The organism is Arthrobacter sp. MDT1-49-2 (assembly GCF_059090185.1).
The window spans coordinates 157866-175439 of sequence record NZ_JBNHFK010000002.1; the positions used below are offsets into that span (position 1 = coordinate 157866).

Here is a 17574-nt window from a genome sequence, read left to right on the forward strand (position 1 = left end):
GAAAGACCCTCCGCCCGGTAAGCCGCCTCACCCAGCGCCGTGAGATCCGTCCCGGCACCGGGGACAGAACCGCATGCTGGCGGTGAAGGCCGAAAAAACCGCTTTCGGGAGCGCCCTAGCCTGAAATCGTGAAGCTCCTTTCTCCAGCAGCAACGGGGGTTCTTGCCGGGGCAGCCGCCGTTGCCGGAACCATGGCTGCCGTCACCCTGCAGCGGGATCCCCGGCCCGCGGCCCTGCTGATCCGCAGTGTTTTCTCCGGTGCGGGGAAACTGCAGTTTCCCCGGCCGCGGCTGCACCTTCCCCATGTGAGCATCACCGGGCACCAGGGTCTTCGTTATCTCGGCTCCGCCACCGGCAACCCGACCCTTGACGTTTTCCTGCCTGCCTCCGCCACTGAACCGCTGCCCATGGTCGTCTGGATTCACGGGGGTGCCTGGATCTCGGGGTCAAAAAAGGACGTTGAGCCGTATCTGCGCGTCCTTGCCGGCTACGGCTATGCCGTGGTGGGCGTCGGTTATTCCGTATCCCCCAAGGTCAGCTATCCCACGGCAGTTCGGGAACTGAACGCGGCGCTGGGTTATTTGCGGGAGCACGCCGGACAATACGGCCTCGATCCGGAACGGATTGTCCTCGCCGGGGACTCCGCAGGCGCGCAGCTCGCAGCGCAACTGGCGCTGGGCATTACCAATCCCGGCTATGCCAGCCGCACCGGCATAACACCCGCCGCGGCGCCGGAGCACCTGCGCGGCATGCTGCTCCATTGCGGAGTCTATGATTTCCAGTCCGTGGCCGCCCTCCCCGGGACCTTTGGATGGGGCCTGAAGAACGCGCTCTGGGCCTATACCGGCTCCAAGAACTGGGCTGCCACGGAGGCCGCCAAACACATGTCCATTTTCGAACATGTGGATGCACGGTTCCCGCCCACCTATATTTCCGCCGGGAACGGTGATCCGCTGACGGCCAGCCAATCCGTTCCGCTTGCGGACCGGCTGGAGAAGTTCGGGGTTCCGGTAACCCGCGGCTTCTGGCCCGAGGATTACAAACCGGCGCTCGGCCATGAATACCAGTTCCGGCTGCATCGGCCCGAGGCCCGCCGGACACTGGATGAAACGGTCCGGTTCCTGAAGGCGGTCACCCAGCTCCGGACCCTGGTGACGGATCCGCTTCCTGCCCTGCCTGCCGCCCCGGTCCCGGCCCCCGCCCCCGCGCGCAAACGGGCCCGGATCCTGCTCAACGCCTGAGCCGGGATACCGCCTGACGCGGTACCCCGGGCATCGCACTTTCGATCCTGACGCCTGACCCGGTACGCCGGGCATCACCCGCGGATGATCACCACGTCCAGGGTCCGCGGCCCGTGAACGCCCTCCACCCGTTCCAGCTCTATATCGCTGGTGGCGCTGGGGCCGCTGATCCAGGTCAGCGGGTGGGTGCCGTCCAGCCGGCGCAATGCCTCGGGCAGCACTCCGGCAATGTCACCGGCACGGACCAGGCAGATGTGGTGGTCCGGGATGAGCGAGATGGCGCGGCGTCCCTGATCGGGGCTGCCATCCAAAATAATGGTGCCTGTTTCTGCCACGGCTGCCGCGCATCCAGTGACCACGGCGTCAACCGCATCCAGCTCGGCGACGGACAACGGAGCCTCCGGGGAATCCGTGATGCGGCCGGGAGCGAGCGCTGTCCATCTCTCCTCCAATCCTGCCGGGATGACATAGGAGGATGCCTTTCCCAGCAGCTCGGCCACGCGGGCCGGGACTTCCGATTCCTCCACTACGGACACCCCTGCCTTGTAATCCAGCAGCCGGTCCTCCAGCAGCTCAATGCGCTCCTCCGTGGTGAGCCCGGAGCCATGCCGATAGGTGCGCGGGATGTCCGGAGCTACCGGCGCATCGTGAAGTGCGGACCGGAGCCGGTCCAGGATTTCCGTACGGGCGCTCATGCCTCGTCCTTCGAACTCGTGTTCTTTCCTGTGTTGTTATTTGCTGCAGGATTCCCGTGCTCCTTCGCCCACCAGTCCCGGAAGGACTGTGCGGGCGGTGCCGGGAGGTCCCTGCTTTGTGTCCATCCGGCTGCGATGCCGGGGAGTTTCTTGATTTTCCTGTCCGGGCCGGCGGCCAGCTTCCCAAGCGGAAGGGCCTTTTCCACCAGCGCCATGCGCCGGCCCGCACCCATGGCCCAGGACGCCGCCTTCATGGCGACGTCCATCTGCCCCGGGATCTTCTTTTTCCCCCGCTTGCTGTCCACGTCCTCTGCCCGCAGGTGAACCAGGATTTCCGGAATGTTGATCTTCACCGGGCAGGCGTCATAGCAGGCGCCGCACAGCGAGGAGGCGTAGGGCAGCGACGCGTTTTCCTCGGAGGTGATCCCGGTGAGCAGGGGCGAAAGGATGGCTCCGATGGGGCCCGGATAGGTGGAGCCGTAGGCGTGCCCGCCGGTGCGCTCATACACCGGACAGACATTCATGCAGGCACTGCAGCGGATGCAGTGCAGCGCCGACCGCCCCATTTCATCCGCCAGGGCAGCACTGCGTCCGTTATCCAGCAGCACCAGATGCACATTCTGCGGGCCGTCGCCGGCGGTCACACCGGTCCACAGTGAGGTGTAGGGGTTCATCCGCTCCCCCGTGGAGGAGCGCGGCAGCAGCTGCATAAACACCTCCAGGTCCTGCCAGGACGGCAGCAGCTTCTCCACCCCCATCACGGTGATCAGGGTTTCGGGCAGCGTCAGGCACATCCGGCCGTTGCCTTCGGATTCGACGACGGCGAGCGTGCCGGATTCGGCAATGGCGAAGTTCGCACCGGATACGGCTACCTTCGCGGACAGGAATTTGCGGCGCAGGTGGACCCGGGCCGCCTCAGCCAGACGTGCCGGGTTGTTGGTGAGCCCCGGATCGACGTCCGGCATTTCCCGCAGGAAGATGTCCCGGATCTGGGTGCGGTTCTTGTGAATGGCCGGCACCAGGATGTGGCTGGGCTTGTCATGGTCCAGCTGGACGATCAATTCCGCCAAGTCGGTTTCGAAGGCAGCGATGCCCTGCTCTTCGAGGTATTCGTTCAGCCCGATTTCCTGGGTGGCCATGGACTTGACCTTGACCACTTCGTCGGCGCCGGCGGCACGGATGAGGTCGCGCACGGTTTCGTTCGCTTCGGCCGCGTCCCGCGCCCAGTGGATAATCCCGCCGCGGGCGGTGAAGTTCGCCTCGAATTCCTCCAGCAGTTCGGGCAGCCGCGCCATGACTGAGGCTTTTACCGCGCTGCCGGCGTTCCGCAGTTCTTCCCAGTCCGGCAGCTCGGCAACCACCCGCAGCCGTTTGTCCCGGATGGTGTGGGTGGCATGGCCCAGATTGGCGCGCAGCTGCGCGTTGCCCAGTTCCCGCCGGGCTGCGTCGGGAAAAGCTTCCGTGGCGTGCAGGTTGCCGTCTCCGAAGACGGGCCGTCCGGGCATGCCCAGGTAGGTGGAGCTCATTGGCCGGCCTTTCCGCTCATCCCGGCGCTGTGGCCGGTCCGGCCGGGTGCAGGTGCAGGATTCTCCCTCGTGCTGGCGAGGATCTCGGCGAAGTGCAGGGTGGAAATGGTGCTGCCGGCCCGGGAGAGCCCGCCGCCGATCTGCAGCAGGCAGGAAGCGTCTCCCCCGGTGCACACCTGCGCTCCGGTGGCGGTGATGTTGGCGTTTTTGTCCGCCAGCATGGCCGAGGATACATCCGCATTCTTCATCGAGAACGTTCCCCCGAATCCGCAGCACTGATCCGCCTGCGGCAGCGGTTCCAGCTCCAGTCCCTCCACCGTGCGCAGCAGGTCCGCCTGCCGGTCCCCCAGCCGCAGCAGCCGCATTCCATGGCAGCTGGGGTGGTAGGTCACCCGGTGGGGATACCAGGACCCCAGCTGCGCGGCGGCGTCGGTGATGCCCAGGACATCGGTCAGCAGGGCGGAGAGTTCATAGGTCTGGGCGCCGACGGCGTTGGCCCGGGCTTCGAGGTCCGCGTCGCCAACGGTGCGGGCCAGCATCGCGTGCTGGTGCTTCACGGAGGCGACGCAGGAACCGGAAGGCGCCACGGCGACGTCGTAATCCGCTGCTTCGAAGGCCTGGACGTGGTTGCGGACCACAGGCACGGCTTCCGGAAAATAGCCGGAATTCATGTGCATCTGGCCGCAGCAGGCCTGGCCCGCGGGAAACACCACCGTATGGCCCAACCGCTCCAGGATGGATACCGTGGCGCGGGCCGTGGACGGATACATCGCGTCGACAATGCAGGTGGCAAAAAGTGCAATCTTCATTGGTTGCCTTTCAGCGGGCTATTGAGCGGCCGTCTTCAGCGGCGCCGGCCAGAGGCGCCCCTATTGTCTGACCATCTTCAAACATACTCCCCGGCATTGGTATGCCCAGGGCAGGCAAGCAGGTAGTTTCATCACCTCCGGCCGCTGCCTGCCGCCTGCGCTATCCTCTGATGCATGACTATGGGGAACACCAAAACAATCAGTCTCAACGTCACGTCGAAACGGGCCCGAGCCCGTGGCGAGCTGGTAGTCCAGGCACCGGTGGCCGAGCTGCCCGCCGCCGTCGAACGGGCCTCCTACCGGCTTCCGCGGATGACCGTCACGGGGATCTGGAAGGAACGGGCGGAACTCGCGGCGGGAACCACCTGGAAGACGTTCGGTGAGGATATTGTGCTCAGCTTCGAGCCGATCGACGCCGGGACCACGCGGGTGCTCGCCACCAGCACGCCCCAGCTGGCCACCACGATCTTTGACTACGGGCAGGGCAAAGCCGATCTGACCGAGGTGCTGACCGCCGTCGCGGCGGAGCTGTAGGCAGGGGCAGTGGCGGTGCTCCTGGCAAGGGCGGGGACGGTAAGGGCCGTCACCGCCCGGCTGGCACGCGGCCGTTAGGACCCGACGGCTACTACGCGGCGGCTAGGACTCCGACGGCAGCGTAGGCGGAATCGCGGGCAACTCCTGAAGCGACCACTGGTTTCCGTCCGGGTCACTGAAGTAGACGAAAGTCCCCCAGTCCAGCGGGGTAATGTCGCTGGTTTCCACCCCGTGGTCCACCAAATGCTGGCGCGCGTCCGCCGCACTGGGCACCACCACCTGGATCCGCTGCGTGCCGGGGACCATGTCGGTGGTGCCCGGGCCAATCACCACCGAACAGGCGGAGCCGGGCGGGGTGAGCTGCACAAAGCGCAGGCTCTCATCCACCCGCTCGTCGAAATCGGCGTTGAAGCCCACCTGGTCCACGTAGAAGTCCTTGGAGGCATCGACGTCGGACACCGGCACCGGTACAAGCTCAATTTTCCAGTCCATGCCGCCACGCTAAACCGGCGCGGGCAGCCCCGGAACCCTCTCGCGGACAGGACCGGTCCTGATAGCCGCGGGCAACGGATCGAGTCTGCAAAATTTACCGTTTCAGCCTGTGAAACCGGTAAAAAGTGCAGACTCGATCCGCCCGTTGGCAGTCCCGGCAGGAACAGCGGGCCGGCCGCACGCGCGCTGCAGCCCACCGTCGGAGGAAGCCGCCGCTCCACTTGTAAGGCTGCTGAGGAATAAACCGGGCGGCAATCCGTGTTGGCGCTTACATGACTGATACGACGGATACCTCACCCGCCCTGTCCCCCACCATCGATCTCAAGGACCTCGGCACCGTACACCGCCTGGGCTTCGGCGCCATGCGGATTGTGGGACCCGGTGTCTGGGGCGAACCCGAAAGCCGCGGCACCGCCGTTGACGTGGTCCGCCGCGCCGTGGAGCTGGGCGTCGACTTCATCGACACCGCCGACTCCTACGGCCCGAACATCAGCGAAGAGATCATCGCCGAGGCGCTCTACCCCTACCCGGACGGCGTGCGCATCGCCACCAAGGTCGGCTTTGTCCGCACCGGCCCGGATGTCTGGGTGCCGGTGGGCCGCCCGGAGTACCTGCGCCAGCAGACCGAGTTGTCGCTGCGCAAGCTGAAGGTGGATTCCCTGGATCTGCTCCAGCTGCACCGCATTGACCCCAAGGTGGACCGCGACGAGCAGTTCGCCGTTCTGCGCGACCTGCAGCAGGAGGGCAAGGTCAAGGCCCTGGGCCTGTCCCAGGTCTCCGTTGAGGACCTGGAGGCCGCTGCCAAGTTCTTCACCGTCTCCACCGTGCAGAACCGCTACAACCTCACCGACCGCAGCTCCGAAGACGTGCTCAAGTACTCCGAGGACAACGGCATCGGCTTTATCCCGTGGGCGCCGATTTCCGCCGGCGAGCTGGCGAAGCAGGGCGGCCCCGTGGATGAAGCGGCCAAGCGACTGGGTGCCAGCACCTCGCAGGTGGCGCTGGCCTGGCTGCTGCGCCGCTCGCCCGTGATGATGCCCATTCCGGGCACCGGTTCCATTGCGCACCTCGAGGACAACCTGGGTGCCGCGAACATCTCCCTCGACGACGCCACGTTCGCGAAGCTTGACGCCGCCGGTGCCGCCGCAGCCGCCAAGTAACCCCACGCCTTCATCTTTTTCCACAGCACCAAGGAGACACAACACATGGCTAACATTCTGATGGTCGTATCCGCCGCCGATTCCCTCACCATGCGGGACGGCAGCGAGCACCCCACCGGCTACTGGGCGGAGGAACTCGTCGAGTCCCACCGCGTCCTGCGCGAGGCCGGGCACACGGTCCGCATCGCCACCCCGGGCGGCGCCAAGCCCACCGTTGACCAGGTGTCCCTGGCCCCCGAGTCCGCCGGCAGCGCCGAAAAGGCCGCAGCCTTCACCCAGTACATTGCCTTCATCGACGCCGAGCTGTCCTCCCCGCTGGTGCTCGCTGACGCCGATCTGGCGGAGTACGACGCCGTGGTGATGCCGGGCGGGCACGGCCCCATGAGTGATCTGGCGTTCGACAAGGACCTGGGCCGGATCCTCACCGAGGCCGACGCCGCCGGCAAGATCATTGCCCCGTTCTGCCACGGCCCGGCCGGCCTACTCAGCGCCGAGACCGACAGCGGCGACTTTGTCTTCGCCGGCCGCAAGGTCACCGTCTTCACCGACGAGGAGGAGCTGAACGGCGGCACCGGCGAAAACACCCCCTGGTTCGTGGAGGAAGTGCTGCGCAACAAGGGCGCCGTCGTGGAGACCGGCCCGGCCTGGACCAGCTATGTGGTCCGCGACCGGAACCTCATTTCCGGCCAGAACCCCCAGTCCAGCGAAGATGTGGCCAAGGCCGTCATCTCCGCCCTGGCCGAGTAACTACATGAGAGTCCTGATCGCCGGTTGTGGCGATCTTGGCACGGAAGCCGGCCTGCGGTTCGCCGCAGCCGGCTTTTCCGTGCTCGGCTGGCGGCGCTCCCCGGAAAACCTTCCCGCCGTCATTACCGGCCAGGCCGCAGACCTGACCGGCCGGACGGGCGAGCTGCCCCGGATACCGGCGGGCACCGACGTGGTGGTGATAGCAGTGGCGGCCGGTGAACGCAGCGAAGCCGCCTACCGGGCGGCCTATGTGGACGGGACGGCCAATGTGCTGGATGCCCTGGAACGCGACGGCGTCCGGCCCCGGCGCATCCTGTTTGTCTCCTCCACCGCGGTCTACGGCGACGCCGACGGCGGCGAGGTGGACGAGCACACCCCGCCGGCTCCCGCGTCGGTCACGGCAGAGCTGATCCTGGAAGCCGAGCGGCTGCTCCACGACCGCCGTCCCGATGCCGTGGTGCTGCGCCTGGCCGGCATTTACGGCCCGGGACGCACCCGTCTGATCGATACCGTGTCCGCAGGCACCGCCGTCGTCCCCGCCGGCACGCGCCTGACCAACCGCATCCACCGGGACGATGCAGCCGCCGCCATAGTGCATCTGAGCACACAGGTTTCACATCCGGACCCGCTCTATGTTGGAGTAGATGCGGAGCCGGTGGAACTGGCCGAGGTGCTGCAGTTCCTGGCAGCCGAACTCGGCGCGGAGCTGCCCGCTCCGTCCGACTCCGGAAGCAGCCGCGGCGGCAACCGCCGGATCAGCAACCGGAGACTGCTGGGTACCGGATTCGAGTTCGCCTACCCCACGTTCCGCGAAGGGTACCGGGCCGTCCTGGCCGGCACCGGAGTCCGGCATCCATAGCCTTTTCCGTTCCGACCGTAACCGCACCAGGAGTGCCGAGTGAGCGAAACCCCGCCCGAAACCGTACCGCCCGGATCCACGTCATCTGGAACCGGCAACTCCGCCCGGCCCGCACGCCCGGGGGCGCGCACCAGCATCAAGTACATCCTGATGCTCGGTGCGCTGGCCGCGCTGCCGGCAGTAACCACCGACATGTATCTGCCGGCGCTGCCGCAGGTGGCGGAGGATCTGCACACCAGTGCCGCCGCCGCCCAGTTCACCCTGTCCGGCACGCTGCTCGGGGCCGCGGTGGGACAACTGGTGATCGGCCCGTTCTCGGACCGCTTCGGCCGCCGCCTGCCGCTGATCATCGGCATCTCCCTGCACGTCCTTGTTTCGCTGGCCTGCTTCCTGGCGCCGAACATCGGCGCCCTGATTGTCCTCCGGCTGCTGCAGGGCTTCTTTAACGCCGCCGCCGGCGTGGTGGCGCTGGCGGTGGTCCGCGACCGGTTCACCGGCTCCACCGCAGCGGCCATGCTGTCCCGGCTGATGCTGATTATCGGGCTCGCCCCGCTGCTGGCACCGTCCATCGGACAGGCGGTCTCCGGCCTCTGGAACTGGCGGGCGGTCTTCCTCGCGCTTGCACTGATCGGCGTCGTCCTCGGGGCGATCGTGCTCCGCTGGATGCCCGAGACCCTGCCGCCGGAACGGCGCCGGACCAAGGCCGGCGCCAGCACGTTCAGCGGCTTCCGGGTGCTGTTCCGGGACCGCCGGTTCCTCGCGCTGGCCGTCATTCCCGGCCTGGGCATGGCAGTGATCATGAGTTACGTGGTGGGTTCGCCCTTTGTCTTCCAGGACGAGTACGGGCTCACCCCGGCGCAGTACGCGCTGGTATTCGCCATCAACGGCGTCGGCATGGTGATCTCCGCTCAGCTCAATGCCTGGCTCGTGGGCAGGCACTCCCCCATGGGCATTCTGCGGGTGGCAGTGATTGTGCTGCTGGGGCTGGCCGTGCTCCTGCCGGTCATCCTGGTGACCGGTCTTGGCGGAGTGGCGGGCCTGACCGCCGGGCTGTGGCTGGTGCTGGCCATGCACGGCTTCGTGGCCGCGAATTCCTCGGTGCTGGCCCTGGCCGACTACGGCCACATGGCCGGCAGCGCCGCGGCCATGATCGGCGCCCTGCAGGTGGGTCTGGCCGGGCTTATCAGCCCGCTGGTGGGCCTGTTGGGCGGCGGCGCCATGGCCATGGTGTCGGTGATTATCGGCTGCGCGGCACTGATCGTGCTGATCCTGGCCACGGCGACGACGGCGTACCGCGGCGGCGCATCCAACCGGCCCGGGCGGCGCCGGCTGCGGCAGGGAACGGAGCCCGGGGCCGCCTGAGGGTGTTCCCGGCGCCGGCGGTGTCTAACCCTTCGGGATGGGCGGGCCGAGGATCAGCAGGACGCTGAAGACCACTGCCACGGCCACCAGTGCCACGGCGCCGGCGACGATCGGACGGCGCAGCACCATGGCGGCCACCTTGTCCACGGCGTTGGTCGGCTTTTCGCCGCCCGGCGCCATCCGCCAGCCGCCATTCAGCAGTCCGCGGCGGTCAACGGATTTTTCAAAGGGAATGGTTGCCCACGGGATCACCGTGGTGACCAGGCCCAGGATGCCCGTCCGGAGCGGCCACTTCTGGTTAGCCCAGACAAAGAGGGTGACCACGCCGTAGGCCAGGAACACAAAACCGTGCAGGCCGCCGGCAATGGGGGTAAAGCTCTCATTGTCGAAGCCGTACTTGAACACCAGTGCTGCAATCAGCAGGGTCCAGGTCACCGCCTCCGCGAAGGCCAGCGTACGGAAGAGTTTGCGGGGGGTCATATGCGGGAACCACCTTCTGCAGAGATTTACCAACAGTATGTCAGGATGCCGTTGGCAGACGCCAATCCCGCCAACGCAGCAGGACCCGCGTGCCGCGGGTCCTGCTGCGTTGGGCCGGGCAATACCCGGCTCGTTTTTTAGCCGGCGGCAGTGCTCGTTTCAAAGGCGTCACGCGTGGCATAGGAGGTCTGGGTCCCCCGGCGGGTCACTGAATCGGCTGCGTAGGCGTTGGCCGTGGCCAGTGCCGAAGGCACGTCGCCGGTCTCCACCAGGCAGTGGCTGAAGCAGCCGATAAAGGCGTCCCCTGCCCCGGTGGTGTCCAGCGCCTGCACGGTCCGCCCCTCCAGGAAGGTGGAACCTGCCGCGGAAAGCCAGAGCACTCCGCGGGACCCCATGGTGACAATGACGTTCTTCACCCCGTGGTCCAGGATGGTCTGCGCCGCCGCCTGCACCTCATCCAGGGTCTGCACCGGCATGCCGCTGAGCAGGGCCAGCTCGGTTTCGTTCGGCACGAAGTAGTCACACCGGGCTACCTGTGCGAAGTCCAGCTCCGGGGTGGCCGGCGCCGGGTTGAGCAGTACCGGGATGCCGTGCCGGTTGCCGAAGTCGATGGCCGCGTAGACGGTCTCCAGGTTCACTTCGAGCTGCAGCACAATCAGTGAGCACTGGGCGATGGCCTCGGCGGCGTCCTCTATATCAGCCGGCGTCAGGAACGCATTGGCACCCTTGGCAATGACAATCGAGTTGCGGGAATTGTCATCCACGAAGATGGGCGCCACGCCGCTGGTGGCGTCCGTATCCAGCACATAGGTGGTGTCGATGCCGTTGGCCTCGAAGTTGCGGCGGGTGGTTTCGGCAAAGGCGTCATTGCCCACCCGGGTGAGCATCAGGACGGAGGATCCCATGCGGGCAGCGGCCATGGCCTGGTTGGCGCCCTTGCCGCCGCAGCCCATCTGGAAATCCCAGGCCTCGACGGTTTCGCCTTCGTCCGGCATGCGGCGGAGGTAGGACACCAGGTCCACCATGTTTGAGCCGATCACTGCAATATCCAACGGACTATGCCTCCTCTTTGATGCCGGTGCTGACGGAGAAGGAGCGTGAAGCCCCCGGCGCCAGTTCAATCAGTGTTCCGGCCGCCCTGGCGGCCTGGAAGCCTTCCGGCCGCGATGTGCCGGGCAGGACAAATGACGCCACCCGCTGGTCGGCGTTGTGCAGCAGCCAGCGCGTGGCCACCGGGAAGTCCGCGCTGGAGAACCGGGTGCAGAACGCAGTGCCGTCGGTGCCCTCCAGCGAGAACTCGAGATCCTGCCCGTAGGTCGGCAAGTTGTCCGCGAAGAACACGATTTCGGGATCGTAGCCCTGTGCGGCGTCGAGCACATCCGGGTTGACCCGGCCGGCCTGAATGGCCTCGTTCAGGGCGGTCCACTGCGGCGTGGGAGTGACGTGCGCCGGCACGGTTTCCCGCAGCCGGAACGCGCCGTCGGGCAGGTTCTGGCTCATGCGTGCCCCGTCCACGTAGGCGTAGTTCATGTGGCACATGTACTGCAGCGGCATGGTGCGCGCTGCGGACAGGTTGGTAACGGTCAGATCGATGTCGAACATCACCGATCCGGCGTGCAGCCGGACGGCGGGGACGGCGGCGTAGTGGTCCCCGAACCCCTTCACATATTCGTAGCGCCCGGATACCGCCACCGAGTCGGTGTCGATCTCCAGCCAGGCTTCGTCGAACTCCGCGCAGGGGAACTCCCCGTGCAGCGGGTGGGTGTCCTCCGGTGCCGGGCAGCCGGCCGCGAGCAGGCCGGAGTGGAATGCGAAGCAGCCATACGTGTCCTCGATGAGGCTGGCCGGCCGGGGCTGACGGAACGTTGAGTCCATCCGCAGGCTCACGCCGTCGAACTCCGCATCCCAGACCATCTGGCCCAGGAACGGCAGCACTTCCACCCGCCCGCGGGAGTTGCGCACGGTGACCGACTCGACGCCGCTGGGATAGCGGATGCCGGTGACCGTGAATTCCACGGATTCCGCGAGCGTTGCCTCGGCGGCTGAGAAGGACGTCCGGTTCAGATTAATGCGATACATGCTCGACGGTCCTTTCCGGTGCCGCGGTGGAACGCGCAACGCGGCGCAGGCGTCCGAAGTGCAGCAGGACTGTCAGGAAGCAGACCAGCGAGACCACGAAGGAGAACTGGAGGGAACCGGAGACATCCGAGACCAGGCCCTGGAGAACGGGGATGACCGCGCCGCCCACAATGGCCATGACCAGAACGGCTCCGCCCGTTTCCTGGTGCCGCTTGTCCTCGATGGTGTCCAGAGTGCGGCCGAAGATGGTGGCCCAGCAGGGTCCGAACAGGCCGGAAACCAGCACTGCGGCCCAGACGGCGGTGATGTTCGGGACCAGCATGACGTAGACCAGTGCCAGGCTGCCCAGGGCGGCGAAGCCCATGAGCACGGCATTGACGTCGAACCGGATAATCAGGAAGTTCGCGACGACCTTGCCCAGGAAGAAAGCAACGAAGGCGAAGGCCATGTAGTTCGTGGCCGTGCGCTCATTGATGGAGTCATCCAGGTTCAGGGCCAGACGGATGGTGAAGGACCAGACAGCCGTCTGCATACCGACGTACATGAACTGGGCGAAGATGCCGCGCAGGAATTCCTTGTTGCGGCCAAGGTAGGCCAGGGTCTCACCGATCCGGGCCGTGGCCTCGTGCGTCCGGTCGCGCAGCGGCTTGCAGTGCGGGAACTTCGTCAGTGCCACCACGATGAACACGACCACCAGGATCATGATGATGTATTTGTAGGGCAGCAGGGTCCGCTGCAGCATTTCGGCGCTGAAGGCAGTTTTTTCGGCTGCGCTCATGCCTTCCATCTGGCTGTCCAGCGTGGCGCCGTCGGTAAAGACCAGGTATTTGCCCAGCAGGATGCCCAGGATCGAGCCGATGGGCGTGAAGGTCTGGGAGATATTCAGCCGCCACGTGGAGGTGGGCTTCGGGCCGAGCAGGGTGGAATAGGTGTTGCACGCGGTCTCGAGGAAGCTCAGGCCGATGGCGATGGCAAACAGCGCCACCAGGAACATGCCGTAGGTGGCCATGTGCGAGGCCGGGAAGAAGGCCGCGCAGCCGAGGATGTATACACCCAGGCCGATGAGGATGCCGGTTTTGTAGGTGAACCGGCGGATGATCCGGGAGGCGGGGATGGCGATCAGGAAGTAGCCGCCGTAGAACGCCGACTGCACAAAGGCGGTGGCCAGGTCCGAAAGCGTGAAAACCGACTTGAACTGCGTGATGAGGATTTCGTTCAGGCTCGCAGCAGCGCCCCAGAGCGGGAAGCAGAGGGAAATCAGCAGGAACTGGAACCACGGGATACGGCTGAGGTAGCCGTCCGGCTGCTGGACGGCGGAGGTCTTGAAGAGCATTAGACGGCGCTGCCTGCAAGGATGGCGGCACCTGCGGAGGCACCGATGCGGCTGGCACCGGCGTCAACCATGCGGGCCAGGTCCTCGGCGGTGCGGACGCCGCCGGAGGCCTTGACGCCCAGGTCGGGGCCGACGGTCTCGCGCATGAGGGTTACCGCCTCCACGGTGGCGCCGTGCTGGGAGAAGCCGGTGGAGGTCTTGACGAAATCGGCGCCGGCGGCAACACAGCGGCGGGCGGCTTCGGCGGTCTGTTCGGCGTTTAGGAGGCAGGTTTCCAGGATGACCTTGACCAGGGCCTTTCCGGCGGCTGCTTCAACGACGGCACGGATGTCGGCCTCTACCTGGTCCCAGGCGCCGTCGAGCGCCCAGCCGATATTGATGACCATGTCCACCTCGTCGGCACCGTTGGCCACGGCGTCGGTGGTTTCGAAAACCTTGACGGCGGTGGTGGACGCGCCCAGCGGGAATCCGATGACGGTGCAGATGCCAACGGGTGTGCCTTCGGCGGCACGGCGGGCCAGGGCAACCCAGGTGGGGTTGACGCAGACCGTCTTGAACTCGTGGTCAATGGCTTCCTGGACAAGGGTTTCGATCTGCGCTGCGGTTGCCGTCGGGGCAAGCAGGGTGTGATCGATGAGCTGCGAAATCTTCGACATGTGAGCCTCCTCATTGAGGGTTTTCACTCACTGTAGAAGTGGCTCAGAACACATGTCAAATTCCCTTTTTACATATGTAAGCCCAGGGCCCGGGTTAGGAGGCGGCCCGTTGCCGGGCCATGTTCAGGACCTCCCGGGCCGCCTCCTGGTCAATCACCAGATGCGTGGCGTACCCCGCCCGCAGCGCTGCTTCGATGGCCCGAACCTTCTCCTGGCCGCCGGCCACCAGCAGCCGGGTGCGGATGCCGCGCAGATCGGCCAGGGAGATCCCGACCGTCCGCTCATCCAGCTGCGGCACACACGGATTGCCGTCTTCATCAAAAAAGCGCGAGCAGATATCGCCGACCGCACGTGCCGCGATGCCTGCCTTCTCCGTTTCGCTGAGGTAGCCAAGATTGAAGAGCATCGCGTCGGAACGAATGGCACCCACCGTGAAGACAGCGACGTCGGCCTCACGGCCCATCTCCATCACGCGCCGGATGTGCTTCTCCCCCTCCACCAGCCGCTTGACCTCAACACTGTCGAAAATCACGGGCAGCGGCAGGGTGCGCGCAAACGCTCCGAACGCATTGCAGAACAGGGTGATGGTTTCGAAGTCATTGGTCACCCGGGTGGTGTAGGAAACCCCGCCTTTGAGCTGGATGATTTCCACGCCCCGGCGTTCCTGCCGGGGCAGGCTCCGCGCCACCGAATACATGGTCGAGCCCCAGGTCACGCCCACCAGATCCCCGTCATGCACGTTCTCGGCCAGCAGCCCGGCGCCCACCTTGCCCAAATCGCGGGTCAGGGCCGCGGGATCGGGGACAACAGCCAGCCTGACCTCCTGGAGTCCGAACGCGGCGCACAGCTCAGCCGCCAGACTCGATTCCTGTTCCCTGGGGTCATGGATCCGGATGCTGACGTATCCTCGGTCCTTGCCGTATTGGATCAGCTTGGACACTGTTGGGCGTGAAAGCCCCAGCCGTGCTGCCACTTCGCTCTGCGAGAGCCCTGTCTCGTAGTAAAGCTTGACCGCATCCAGTGCCTGATCATCGCGCGCATCCATAGTGACCCCTTCGTCGCTCCTCCCCATGAGGTTGCCCGAATGATTCTTCCATCTCCAGGCAGAGACGGCGGTCACAGACGCGGGGTTTCCCCTCACTTCGGGTAGGTCAGCGGTTCGGTAATCCATTCAATGTCATTCCACGGATCCATCCGCTGCAGGATGTCAAAGCATGTCCGGCAGAAATCCACCACGGCCTGCTGCGGATCAGGATAGGAAAGGACATCCTCGAGGGTGAGGACGAATTCGCTGGATTGGGTGAGGAACTGCGCCTTGGACGGGGAGAGCATGCTGCCGTAACTGCCGATATTGGACAGGAACGGATAGGGCATCACATAAAAGGCCGGTTCGGGGAAGGACGGGTCCCCGGGCCAGAAACCGAACTCGCAGAACCTCTCATCGAAGCTGTTGGCCGAGATCTGGCCGCGGCCCGGGTAAGGAGCGGACTGCCCGCTGTAGAGGGCTCCGGACAGGTCCATGGTGCCGAACCAGTACGCGGGAAGGTGCACTTTGCCGCGTACCGGAGAAAGGAACTGCGTCAGGCCCCGGTAGGCGAAGTGCAGGTTGCCCAGGAACAGCTCCACCGCGTGCCGGTCATAGGCATGGTGCCGGGTGTCCTCCGGAAAAGGCACCGGGTCATGGAATTCCTGCGGGTCAGGGTTCACTGCGGTGGCCACGTGGATGGACTCGAGACCCGCCATCAGCTGGCCGTAAAAATCAGCAACACTCAGGCCGTCGCTGAGGTCCAGCCGGCTCCGGAGGCCGGTGCTGCTCTGCACGTCGACGTGGTGCCGGCGCAGGTTGAAGTAGATTTCGAAGTTCGTGTCCGGGCCGGGAATGACGCCGGTGCCGATGCCCTGCACTGTGAGCGGCATCCGCAAATGCCCCCATTCCGGTTCCGGGTAGCTGCGTTCCAATTTCACCTTGCCCGCTACCTGGAGATACAGACGCAGCGTATCCGCTGTCGCCTGCCAGTCGGGATAGCTCAGGAAGTCCTTGTCCATGGAACCCGCCTTCAATCGGTGACGGACAGCGAACGTGCTCTGCACCCAGTGTGAAACCTGCCCGGGACCGGGTCAACGCCGGTCCTGGCCTGCCCCGCGGCCCCCTAGTGAACGCCCGGCGACAGGTGGGCGCCGGGGAAATCCGTAATCACGGCGTCGACCCCCAGCGCGAGGACCGCGGCGGTATCTTCCTTCGAGTTCACGGTGTAAACCCACAGCCCCAGCTCTGCGGCACGGACGGCGGCGGCGCCCCGTGCGGTCAGGGTCAGATGGTCAGCAACCACTCCCCTAATGCGCGGGTCGGCCCGCGCCAGCAGCGCGGCGTCCGGGTCGGTCTGGATCAGCTGCCAGGCGGGCAGGCGGAGGTCGGCCAGCCGGCCGACCGAAGCGGGGTCAAAGGAGCTGAAGGCCAGCAGCTGGGTTTCGCGCAGCCGCAGCCAGTCTCTGTTTCCCGCCAGCATCGCGGCCACTTCCTGCTCCACTCCGGGCGAGCTGGCCGGTGACTTGATCTCGAGGTTGATGCCGAGACCAAAGCCGACCGCCGCCGGCAGGTCGGCGAGGAACATAATCCGCTCGCCGGCGTACTGCGGGCCGAAGTGGGCCCCGGCGTCGAGCCGGCGCAGCTCCCCTGCGGTGAAGGAGGTGATGGGATCCTCGGCACGGCGGGGGTACACCTGCGCCACGTTGGTGGTGCGGACACCGGTTTCGTCATGGAACAGGAACAATTCGCCGTCGGCGGTAAGCCGGACGTCGGTTTCCACCATGTCCGCCCCGGCCGCAGCGGCCTGGGCAAAGGCGACAGCGGTGTTTTCCGGCGCCAACCCGCTGTTGCCGCGGTGCCCCACGACCAGCGGAGTCCGCCGTCCCGGTCCTGTAGAACCTGCTTTTTCTGCCACTTGCCGGGATCACTTCCGCTTGGTTTCGCCACCCCCGCGCCGGGGGTTTGTCCTCGTCGATGGTAGGCCCGATCCGCAGCCTGACCCTAAACAGCATGGCCCTAAACAGCCTGGCCCTGAATACGTGCCGGGTCCCACGCCAATATGGAGGCAACATTAACGGCTGCAGCTAACGCGGCGGGAAACAGTAGGCTAACGGCGGAGGAAAAACTCCGGCACATCTAGATGCGCCATTCATGTCACTTTGGGGGAAGTATGCGGTTGCACCACGTTCAGGTTTCTATTCCCGAGGACGGCGAAGACCGTGCCCGGCAGTTCTACGGTGCGGCCCTGGGCCTGACGGAGGTTCCCAAACCGCCGTCCCTGGCCGGACGGGGCGGGTGCTGGTTCCGGGCGTTCGACGGCGATGCCGTGGTCGCGGAAATCCACCTTGGCGTGGACTCGCCCTTTATCCCTGCGAAGAAAGCCCATCCCGCCCTGGTGCTGGACTCCGCCACGGCGCTGGAGGAACTGGGTGCCCGGCTCCAGGCACACGGATTCGACGTCTCCTGGACGGAGCGGCACACCTTTGAGGGCTACGAGCGGTTCCACTGCAAGGACCCCTTCGGCAACCGGGTGGAGATCCTGTCCGCGCCCGCGCCCTGACCTGCCCGGTCCGG

General features: G+C 66.0%; 19 protein-coding genes. 7 read left to right on the forward strand and 12 right to left on the reverse strand.

What is annotated here, in order from left to right; genetic code table 11:
• Positions 1–128 precede the first annotated feature (128 nt).
• Positions 129–1241, forward strand: coding sequence for an alpha/beta hydrolase (locus tag AC5RTS_RS03245; protein ID WP_493990632.1), 1113 nt, complete (start codon positions 129–131; stop codon positions 1239–1241).
• Between the two features lie 74 nt (positions 1242–1315).
• On the opposite strand, the gene AC5RTS_RS03250 is transcribed toward AC5RTS_RS03245, so the two are convergent.
• From AC5RTS_RS03250 to AC5RTS_RS03260, 3 genes are read right to left on the reverse strand one after another with little or no spacing between them, the layout of a single operon-like run.
• On the reverse strand, positions 1316–1936 hold the full coding sequence (locus tag AC5RTS_RS03250; protein WP_493990633.1) for a LutC/YkgG family protein: 621 nt from the start codon (positions 1934–1936) through the stop codon (positions 1316–1318).
• On the reverse strand, positions 1933–3462 hold the full coding sequence (locus tag AC5RTS_RS03255; protein ID WP_493990634.1) for a LutB/LldF family L-lactate oxidation iron-sulfur protein: 1530 nt from the start codon (positions 3460–3462) through the stop codon (positions 1933–1935). Before AC5RTS_RS03255 ends, AC5RTS_RS03250 begins: the two co-directional genes overlap by 4 nt.
• Complete coding sequence (locus AC5RTS_RS03260) at positions 3459–4271, reverse strand: (Fe-S)-binding protein (protein WP_493990635.1); 813 nt, start codon at positions 4269–4271, stop codon at positions 3459–3461. The genes AC5RTS_RS03255 and AC5RTS_RS03260 overlap by 4 nt, the downstream gene beginning before the upstream one ends.
• 174 nt (positions 4272–4445) lie before the next feature.
• On the opposite strand from AC5RTS_RS03260, the gene AC5RTS_RS03265 reads away from it, so the two are divergent.
• Complete coding sequence (locus AC5RTS_RS03265) at positions 4446–4805, forward strand: hypothetical protein (protein WP_493990636.1); 360 nt, start codon at positions 4446–4448, stop codon at positions 4803–4805.
• A 102-nt stretch (positions 4806–4907) separates the two neighbouring features.
• Here AC5RTS_RS03265 and AC5RTS_RS03270 read toward each other — a convergent pair whose 3' ends face one another.
• Positions 4908–5297 (reverse strand): VOC family protein, encoded by a 390-nt coding sequence (locus AC5RTS_RS03270; protein ID WP_493990637.1) that lies wholly within the window; start codon positions 5295–5297, stop codon positions 4908–4910.
• A gap of 272 nt (positions 5298–5569) precedes the next feature.
• Here AC5RTS_RS03270 and AC5RTS_RS03275 point away from each other — a divergent pair, with 272 nt between their 5' ends.
• The 4 genes from AC5RTS_RS03275 to AC5RTS_RS03290 are packed head-to-tail and all read left to right on the forward strand — an operon-like array spanning position 5570 to position 9425.
• Positions 5570–6457 carry an aldo/keto reductase gene (locus AC5RTS_RS03275; RefSeq protein WP_493990638.1) on the forward strand — a complete coding sequence of 296 codons (888 nt, stop codon included), beginning with the start codon at positions 5570–5572 and terminating at the stop codon, positions 6455–6457.
• 45 nt (positions 6458–6502) lie between these two features.
• Positions 6503–7204, forward strand: coding sequence for a type 1 glutamine amidotransferase domain-containing protein (locus AC5RTS_RS03280; RefSeq protein WP_493990639.1), 702 nt, complete (start codon positions 6503–6505; stop codon positions 7202–7204).
• 4 nt (positions 7205–7208) lie between these two features.
• A complete protein-coding gene (locus AC5RTS_RS03285; RefSeq protein WP_493990640.1) occupies positions 7209–8063 on the forward strand; it encodes an SDR family oxidoreductase in 855 nt (284 codons plus the stop codon).
• Positions 8064–8102: 39 nt separating this feature from the next.
• On the forward strand, positions 8103–9425 hold the full coding sequence (locus AC5RTS_RS03290; protein WP_493990641.1) for a multidrug effflux MFS transporter: 1323 nt from the start codon (positions 8103–8105) through the stop codon (positions 9423–9425).
• A 24-nt stretch (positions 9426–9449) separates the two neighbouring features.
• Here AC5RTS_RS03290 and AC5RTS_RS03295 read toward each other — a convergent pair whose 3' ends face one another.
• The 8 genes from AC5RTS_RS03295 to AC5RTS_RS03330 all read right to left on the reverse strand — a co-directional run bounded on the left by AC5RTS_RS03295 (position 9450) and on the right by AC5RTS_RS03330 (position 16915).
• On the reverse strand, positions 9450–9905 hold the full coding sequence (locus tag AC5RTS_RS03295) for a DUF3817 domain-containing protein (RefSeq protein WP_493990642.1): 456 nt from the start codon (positions 9903–9905) through the stop codon (positions 9450–9452).
• Positions 9906–10042: 137 nt separating this feature from the next.
• The gene (rbsK, locus tag AC5RTS_RS03300; protein ID WP_493990643.1) at positions 10043–10957 is read right to left on the reverse strand and encodes a ribokinase; all 915 of its coding nucleotides are present in this window, start codon (positions 10955–10957) and stop codon (positions 10043–10045) included.
• Positions 10958–10961: 4 nt separating this feature from the next.
• The gene (locus AC5RTS_RS03305; protein WP_493990644.1) at positions 10962–11984 is read right to left on the reverse strand and encodes an aldose 1-epimerase family protein; all 1023 of its coding nucleotides are present in this window, start codon (positions 11982–11984) and stop codon (positions 10962–10964) included.
• A complete protein-coding gene (gene fucP / locus AC5RTS_RS03310; RefSeq protein WP_493990645.1) occupies positions 11971–13317 on the reverse strand; it encodes an L-fucose:H+ symporter permease in 1347 nt (448 codons plus the stop codon). Before fucP ends, AC5RTS_RS03305 begins: the two co-directional genes overlap by 14 nt.
• Entirely contained in the window at positions 13317–13973 is a 657-nt protein-coding gene (gene deoC / locus AC5RTS_RS03315; RefSeq protein ID WP_493990646.1) for a deoxyribose-phosphate aldolase, read from the reverse strand. Before deoC ends, fucP begins: the two co-directional genes overlap by 1 nt.
• Before the next feature lie 94 nt (positions 13974–14067).
• Positions 14068–15018, reverse strand: coding sequence for a sugar-binding transcriptional regulator (locus tag AC5RTS_RS03320; protein WP_493990647.1), 951 nt, complete (start codon positions 15016–15018; stop codon positions 14068–14070).
• A 92-nt stretch (positions 15019–15110) separates the two neighbouring features.
• The gene (locus AC5RTS_RS03325; protein WP_493990648.1) at positions 15111–16019 is read right to left on the reverse strand and encodes a DUF5996 family protein; all 909 of its coding nucleotides are present in this window, start codon (positions 16017–16019) and stop codon (positions 15111–15113) included.
• 104 nt (positions 16020–16123) lie between these two features.
• A complete protein-coding gene (locus AC5RTS_RS03330; RefSeq protein ID WP_493990649.1) occupies positions 16124–16915 on the reverse strand; it encodes a glycerophosphodiester phosphodiesterase in 792 nt (263 codons plus the stop codon).
• A gap of 255 nt (positions 16916–17170) precedes the next feature.
• On the opposite strand from AC5RTS_RS03330, the gene AC5RTS_RS03335 reads away from it, so the two are divergent.
• Positions 17171–17560, forward strand: a complete 390-nt coding sequence (locus tag AC5RTS_RS03335) for a VOC family protein (protein WP_493990650.1) — start codon at positions 17171–17173, stop codon at positions 17558–17560.
• Positions 17561–17574: the final 14 nt, after the last annotated feature.

Excerpts from the sequence above, each read along its gene's own strand:
- AC5RTS_RS03250 (WP_493990633.1), bottom strand. The coding sequence starts at position 1,936 with ATGAGCGCCCGTACGGAAATCCTGGACCGGCTCCGGTCCGCACTTCAC.
- AC5RTS_RS03255 (WP_493990634.1), bottom strand. The coding sequence starts at position 3,462 with ATGAGCTCCACCTACCTGGGCATGCCCGGACGGCCCGTCTTCGGAGAC.
- AC5RTS_RS03260 (WP_493990635.1), bottom strand. The coding sequence starts at position 4,271 with ATGAAGATTGCACTTTTTGCCACCTGCATTGTCGACGCGATGTATCCG.
- AC5RTS_RS03265 (WP_493990636.1), top strand. The coding sequence starts at position 4,446 with ATGACTATGGGGAACACCAAAACAATCAGTCTCAACGTCACGTCGAAA.
- AC5RTS_RS03270 (WP_493990637.1), bottom strand. The coding sequence starts at position 5,297 with ATGGACTGGAAAATTGAGCTTGTACCGGTGCCGGTGTCCGACGTCGAT.
- AC5RTS_RS03275 (WP_493990638.1), top strand. The coding sequence starts at position 5,570 with ATGACTGATACGACGGATACCTCACCCGCCCTGTCCCCCACCATCGAT.
- AC5RTS_RS03280 (WP_493990639.1), top strand. The coding sequence starts at position 6,503 with ATGGCTAACATTCTGATGGTCGTATCCGCCGCCGATTCCCTCACCATG.
- AC5RTS_RS03285 (WP_493990640.1), top strand. The coding sequence starts at position 7,209 with ATGAGAGTCCTGATCGCCGGTTGTGGCGATCTTGGCACGGAAGCCGGC.
- AC5RTS_RS03295 (WP_493990642.1), bottom strand. The coding sequence starts at position 9,905 with ATGACCCCCCGCAAACTCTTCCGTACGCTGGCCTTCGCGGAGGCGGTG.
- AC5RTS_RS03305 (WP_493990644.1), bottom strand. The coding sequence starts at position 11,984 with ATGTATCGCATTAATCTGAACCGGACGTCCTTCTCAGCCGCCGAGGCA.
- fucP (WP_493990645.1), bottom strand. The coding sequence starts at position 13,317 with ATGCTCTTCAAGACCTCCGCCGTCCAGCAGCCGGACGGCTACCTCAGC.
- deoC (WP_493990646.1), bottom strand. The coding sequence starts at position 13,973 with ATGTCGAAGATTTCGCAGCTCATCGATCACACCCTGCTTGCCCCGACG.
- AC5RTS_RS03320 (WP_493990647.1), bottom strand. The coding sequence starts at position 15,018 with ATGGATGCGCGCGATGATCAGGCACTGGATGCGGTCAAGCTTTACTAC.
- AC5RTS_RS03325 (WP_493990648.1), bottom strand. The coding sequence starts at position 16,019 with ATGGACAAGGACTTCCTGAGCTATCCCGACTGGCAGGCGACAGCGGAT.
- AC5RTS_RS03335 (WP_493990650.1), top strand. The coding sequence starts at position 17,171 with ATGCGGTTGCACCACGTTCAGGTTTCTATTCCCGAGGACGGCGAAGAC.